This is a genomic window from Maribellus luteus (assembly GCF_003576475.1).
Classification (GTDB): domain Bacteria; phylum Bacteroidota; class Bacteroidia; order Bacteroidales; family Prolixibacteraceae; genus Draconibacterium; species Draconibacterium luteum.
The window spans coordinates 1-510 of sequence record NZ_QWGR01000316.1; the positions used below are offsets into that span (position 1 = coordinate 1).

Genomic DNA, 510 nt, shown 5'->3' on the forward strand with positions numbered 1-510 from the left:
GCCGGTCGAGGCGTCGAGGCCGTTCTGTTCGGAGCGCTGCCGCGATGTTGACCTGAATCGCTGGCTGTCGGGGTCCTATGCCATCCCGGCGCGCGAGAGCGACGAGGACGACGATATGGACGAGCCGAAATAGGTCTTTCGGGCATTTTCCGGCCGCGCCGAAGTCCTTGAATTCGGTAGGATTTCGAGCCGCCGCCGGGCGGCGCGGCGGTCCTCGCAAAATTCGCACGGTGGCTGGACAGCGCCGCCGCGTCTCACTATAAACCGGCGCTCTCCCTCCAAGCTGTTTTGGCAGCGTTCGAGGCGGCGCCCAGGTAGCTCAGTTGGTAGAGCATGCGACTGAAAATCGCAGTGTCGGTGGTTCGATCCCGCCCCTGGGCACCATTCCTGAACAGACTTACGAACCAGAGTCCGCGGTTGGCCGTCAGGGCCTAGCGTGGCCATGATATTGTCGTTCGAACCGATAATGCGGATGGTGCGATCCGTGACAATGATGGCGTCCACGATCGC

1 protein-coding gene and 1 tRNA gene are annotated in these 510 nt (G+C 62.4%); both read left to right on the plus strand.

Annotation, left to right across the window (positions count from 1 at the left end):
* A partial coding sequence (gene yacG / locus D1614_RS29040; protein WP_119440553.1) for a DNA gyrase inhibitor YacG occupies window positions 1-133 on the plus strand: 133 nt, incomplete at its 5' end.
* Between the two features lie 175 nt (window positions 134-308).
* Window positions 309-384: transfer RNA gene (locus D1614_RS29045), tRNA-Phe, on the plus strand.
* The last annotated feature ends 126 nt before the right edge of the window (window positions 385-510 follow it).